The 4932-nt window shown below is 25.9% G+C and carries 5 protein-coding genes and 1 pseudogene; 3 read left to right on the top strand and 3 right to left on the bottom strand.

The window, feature by feature from the left end:
* Positions 1 to 167: 167 nt before the first annotated feature.
* Together Q0V09_RS07570 and Q0V09_RS07565 are read right to left on the bottom strand one after the other, a co-directional pair.
* The gene (locus tag Q0V09_RS07570; RefSeq protein WP_297488113.1) at positions 168 to 524 is read right to left on the bottom strand and encodes a hypothetical protein; all 357 of its coding nucleotides are present in this window, start codon (positions 522 to 524) and stop codon (positions 168 to 170) included.
* 21 nt (positions 525 to 545) lie between these two features.
* Positions 546 to 1049 carry a toxin-antitoxin system YwqK family antitoxin gene (locus Q0V09_RS07565; protein WP_297488111.1) on the bottom strand — a complete coding sequence of 168 codons (504 nt, stop codon included), beginning with the start codon at positions 1047 to 1049 and terminating at the stop codon, positions 546 to 548.
* A 191-nt stretch (positions 1050 to 1240) separates the two neighbouring features.
* Here Q0V09_RS07565 and Q0V09_RS10805 point away from each other — a divergent pair.
* Positions 1241 to 1569 (top strand): annotated as a pseudogene (locus tag Q0V09_RS10805) (zinc ribbon domain-containing protein); the annotation flags it as partial.
* 682 nt (positions 1570 to 2251) lie between these two features.
* On the opposite strand, the gene Q0V09_RS07550 reads toward Q0V09_RS10805, so the two are convergent.
* A complete protein-coding gene (locus tag Q0V09_RS07550) occupies positions 2252 to 2413 on the bottom strand; it encodes a hypothetical protein (protein ID WP_297488108.1) in 162 nt (53 codons plus the stop codon).
* Positions 2414 to 2764: 351 nt separating this feature from the next.
* Between Q0V09_RS07550 and Q0V09_RS07545 the strand changes: the two genes are divergently transcribed.
* Both Q0V09_RS07545 and Q0V09_RS07540 read left to right on the top strand, forming a co-directional pair.
* Positions 2765 to 3562, top strand: coding sequence for an OmpW family outer membrane protein (locus Q0V09_RS07545; protein ID WP_297488105.1), 798 nt, complete (start codon positions 2765 to 2767; stop codon positions 3560 to 3562).
* Positions 3563 to 3977: 415 nt separating this feature from the next.
* Complete coding sequence (locus Q0V09_RS07540; RefSeq protein ID WP_297488102.1) at positions 3978 to 4139, top strand: hypothetical protein; 162 nt, start codon at positions 3978 to 3980, stop codon at positions 4137 to 4139.
* The last annotated feature ends 793 nt before the right edge of the window (positions 4140 to 4932 follow it).

Raw genomic sequence — 4932 nt, 5'->3', positions numbered from 1 at the left:
AAATATAAAATTATAGATTAGTTGCAATTTGATTAATTTTTGATTATAATCAATTTACTTCGTTTTGACTTCTTAAAGTCTTCTAAGAAAACCTAGAAAAAATCTAGGTTTTCTTTTTTTTCAAAAATATAATTAAATTTAGTTTATGCTAATTTGGGGATGTTCTATTAATTTTTTAAAATTCCATTAATATATAATTTTTTATTTGTTAGTTCCCCTTTTTCATTATATATTTTTTGAATTCCTTCGCGTTTTCCATTTTTATAATTTTGTTCATATGCTACCTGACCATTATAATAATAACCTTTTGCCACTCCTTTAATTTCACCATCTTTTACATTAAATTCCTCTGTCAGTTTTCTTGAATTTTTATAAAATATTTTAACTTCGCCCGTATAAGGAATTCCTTCGCATTTTTTATAAAATTTAAAATTTTTAATTTCAATATCATTATATGAAATATATTTTTTATTACACCCAATTAAAATACTTAATAAATACAAGCTTAAGAATAATCTTTTCATTAAAACTCCTATACATTAATTTTAGTTTTGTAATATCCCGTCTATATAAATTTCTTCATCTTTTATATTTCCATTCATATCAAATATTCTTGATACTCCATCAAGTTTTTCATTTTTAAAGTTTTGTTCGAATCTCAAGTTCCCATTTTCAAAATATAGCTTAGAAACCTTATATAATTCACCATTTTTATAATTCTGTTCTAATTCTACATTCCCATTTTTATAAAAAGTTTTTAAAATTCCATTAGCTTTTCCATTTTTAAAATTTGATTCACTGTCCAATGATCCATTCTCATAATAAATTAAGCTAGTTCCATCTAAAACACCATCTTTATAATTTTCTTCACCTTGTACATTCCCATTTTTATAAAAATATTTAACAACCCCTGTATAAGGAGTTTTATCCCCTATTTTATAAATAATTTGCTTTTTTTCTACAATATTCTTCGATGATATATATTTTTCATTATCATTACATCCTACTAAAGAAAAAAATAACAAAACTCCTAGTATAAATTTTTTCATTGTTTCTCCTTTATGTTATATTTTAATGTGTTGATTCAATTTATAAAAAACCGTGAACTACAACTACACCCCACTTAGAACGTTCCGTTCTTGAAGTGATGGCTTCATGGAAAGTATCTGACTAATTTAAAATAGAGCAAGCCTGTATTTTTAGATCTGATAACCAAAGAGCTGATTATCCTAAATTCTTTAGAAAATATCAAGATAAACTGGCGAAACTTCAAAGAGAACTATCTAGAAAAGTTAAGCTCTCACAAAATTGGTACAAAGCAAAACTTAAAGTTGCTAAACTTCACCAAATTATTAAAAACAGTAGAAAAGATTTTCTACATAAACTGTCACATGAACTTTTGAATAAGTATAATGCGTTAATACTTGCTCACATTGTGGTTCAATAAAATCTGAATTAAAGTTATCTGAAAGAACTTACAAATGTGAAACTTGTGGAATAGAACTCGATAGAGACATAAATGCAAGTATAAATATTAGAGAACTAGGAAGAACACTCCTAACCTATTAAAATAAAATTTTCCAGGGTAGGAACTCCCCGTAGAGCGTGACAAATATATTTGACATTAGTTAAATACTTCCCACGAAGCCCCCACTTCAAGAACTTTTAGTTCTAAGTGGGGTGTAGTTCACTTTATCTTATCTGTAGGAAATAAGAAAATGCCTGTTGACATTTAACAACAGGCATTTTTCTAATAATATAAAATTTGTGAATAATACAAAATAGAGAAAAAAATTATTCTCTAACAAATATTTTAGAGTGCTCCTAATATAAACTAAAACAAATTAAATTGCAAATAGAAAATAAAAAGAGCTAAAAACTTTGGTGAAAGTTCTTAACTCTTTTTTTAATATAGCATTTTTATTCACAGGACTTAGAGTATATACTGAAACAAATTAAACTACAAGAAAAAAATAAATCATATAAAATATATTTATGGAGGCAAATGGCAATCATACAATATTTAAGAGTCTCAACCCTTGAACAAACAACAAAAATCAAGAGTTATAAATAAAAAAATTATATACAATTGATAAATATTTTATTGATGAGCATTTGCATTAATCAAACTTACCTTTGTCCTATAGATCAGCGTCGCTTGCTTAAAAATATCATTCTCCATTTCAAGCTGTTTATTTCTTTTTTGAAAAGCTAAAATAAGATGTAGCCTATTCGTGAGTTATTATACTAATCATTCATTTTCTTCCACGAGTTTTATTTCTTTAACAAAACAATAATTAGATATTAACTTTTTTATTGCTTTTTTTGAAGTGTCAGCCATAATTTGGGTTTTTGTTAAAACCCAAGAATTTCCATCTTTAGAATATTTAAATACAATACAATATTTTTTCATCGATTTTCTCCTATTTATAATAAAAATAATTATACATTTATTTCTGATTTATAAATTTTAACAAAATGATTTTTCAGAATATAAATTTCTAATATTTTTGTGACAGTTACAAGTATAATTTCTTTTTTTCTCCGTTTGTAATATTTGCGGTATTTTTCAACTCCTTGTACAAATATAACATATAAATTGAGATTATATAAAAAATAAATATCAATAGCAGAAAATATAGATACTCTAAGCTTTTCATACTTTCAAAACATTAACAAAAAATTTCTGCTTTGTTGTAGTCTTTTTTTATTTATGTTATATTATTCACGTAATAAATATCAAAATTTTATGGAGGGGTTATTTATGAAAAAATTAATGTTGTTATCATTCGTTTTAAGTTTAAGTTCAATATCATTTGCAAGAGACAAAGAAGCTATTGTTCAACCACAATCTGTTGAAATTATGGAAGCTTCTGAGCCTATTATAGAAGCTATCCCAGTAGAAACAGCACCTATAATCACTGAGCAAGCTATTAACACTACTTCAATGAACCATATTTATTTTAGAGTTGGAGGAGATGTGTATTCTAAATATTCTAAATATTCAGAAGAAGGCACTAAATATTCTAATGGAAAAACAAAAGGATTAGGTTATGAAGCTGCAATCGAAGGAACAAGAAATATATCAGATAATCTTGAATTAGGTCTAGGTATCGCTTACCAAAGCCATTCAAAAAATAAAGCTTCGACAGAAGTAAATTCAACTAATAATGAATCTAGTACAATCAAAATTGGAAAATATGACTCTATTCCTCTTTATGTAACAGGAAAATATAATATTGGTACTGATAGTGCTGTAAAACCTTATTTAAAAGCTAATTTAGGGTACTCTTTTAATATCAACGAAAAAAATACGACTGCATCATCTGTTCAAAACGGACAAAATACAAAATTATCATTAAAAACAAAAGTTGATGATGGTTTATATGCTGGAGTAGGTGCTGGATTTGAATATAACGATTATTTAGTTGACTTAATGTATCAAACTAATTTCGCTAAAGCATCTATCGAAAATGAAATTGATGCTCGAACATCTTCAACTAAATCTAAATTAGATTATTCAAGAGTAACTCTATCTATTGGATATAAGTTTAATATTTAATAACGAAAAGACTGCGTTTTATAATCTTAGCTTGTTGACAAGGATAGCCTTATCAACAAGCTTTTTTTTATTTATATAATTTCTTCAAAAAAATCGAGAAGAATAATCATTCTTCCACTTCAAGTTGTTAATTTTTTTAGATTTACACATACAAATTTGGTGCCAAGGGACAAAAAAACCGACGCGATGCCTATTGAAAAATTTGTTAAAAAGTTTTCAATAAATTTCAATAATTTATTAAGAGTCTTAATAAATCTAATTTTCTTAACTTTACAAATATAATTCAAAAATTATGAACTTTCAAAAGATGTTGATTTCAAAAATAGATGATACTAAACACGATAAAATACCTTTAAAACATCTCGAAGAAAAAAACGTTAAAAGAGACGCCTTGGAATGTTCGAATACGTTTAAAATGGATTTAAACGCCTTTCAGAAGGTTTTAGTTGAAATATCAAAAGACGATTATGAGTATCTTTATGAAATGTATTTAAAAGAAAATGAAGTTCCTAATTTGAAATCTGTCAGGATTGGATTTGATAGAATGAATTCTACAAAATATAAAATTATAGATTAGTTGCAATTTGATTAATTTTTGATTATAATCAATTTACTTCGTTTTGACTTCTTAAAGTCTTTTAAGAAAGCCTAGATTTTTTTCTAGGCTTTCTTTTTTTCAAAAATATAATTAGATTTTAGTTTATGCTAATTGAGGGATGTTCTAAAATATTTTATACACGTCTCCTCGTTTCTTTATTTTTACTTAGAAAAATTAAGTAAACTAACATGTTGAGAGTAATTTTTAAGAGAAAGATAACTATAGAAACTGTATTTTAAATAAAATAGAGCAGGCCTATATTTTTAGATCTGATAATATTTTGTAAATTTTTGTTGCAGACTAGATTATTTGATTGTATTATTTTGTAACCTGATTATAGTTTCCCTAAATCGTATTATTTTATAAAAAATATCAATCTCCCCAGATTGGTATTTTTTTTTGGAATATTAGAGGATTTAAGAATATTAACAATGCGCGTCTCCCCGTTTCTCTACTTTGCGAAGCAAAAAAGAGAAACGGGGAGAACCCCAAACCCCCATAGAAATTTTTTTCCCTATACCAGCCGTTAGGCTATTTTTTTTGAATTAGTTATTTCAAGGACTTGAGAACTAAAAAAATGATATAGTTCGTTCGCTATAAGCGACAAAGTTTTTGCAAGAATTTAAATTTATTAATATTAAAAAAAATCTACTTTTTTTCTGTTTGTAATATTTATAGTATTTACAATATTTACGGCATTTTTTACAAGTGCTATAAACCCTCAACACACAAGCCTTTTGAAGGGGTCAAAAAAAGTTAAAAGCGTACAAAA

The sequence above is a fragment of the uncultured Cetobacterium sp. genome (assembly GCF_947039425.1).
Classification (GTDB): domain Bacteria; phylum Fusobacteriota; class Fusobacteriia; order Fusobacteriales; family Fusobacteriaceae; genus Cetobacterium_A.
This window is presented reverse-complemented; position numbering and strand designations above follow the sequence as displayed.

Coding starts and splice junctions, on each gene's coding strand:
- Q0V09_RS07570 (WP_297488113.1), bottom strand. CDS start 524: ATGAAAAGATTATTCTTAAGCTTGTATTTATTAAGTATTTTAATTGGG.
- Q0V09_RS07565 (WP_297488111.1), bottom strand. CDS start 1,049: ATGAAAAAATTTATACTAGGAGTTTTGTTATTTTTTTCTTTAGTAGGA.
- Q0V09_RS07550 (WP_297488108.1), bottom strand. CDS start 2,413: ATGAAAAAATATTGTATTGTATTTAAATATTCTAAAGATGGAAATTCT.
- Q0V09_RS07545 (WP_297488105.1), top strand. CDS start 2,765: ATGAAAAAATTAATGTTGTTATCATTCGTTTTAAGTTTAAGTTCAATA.
- Q0V09_RS07540 (WP_297488102.1), top strand. CDS start 3,978: ATGGATTTAAACGCCTTTCAGAAGGTTTTAGTTGAAATATCAAAAGAC.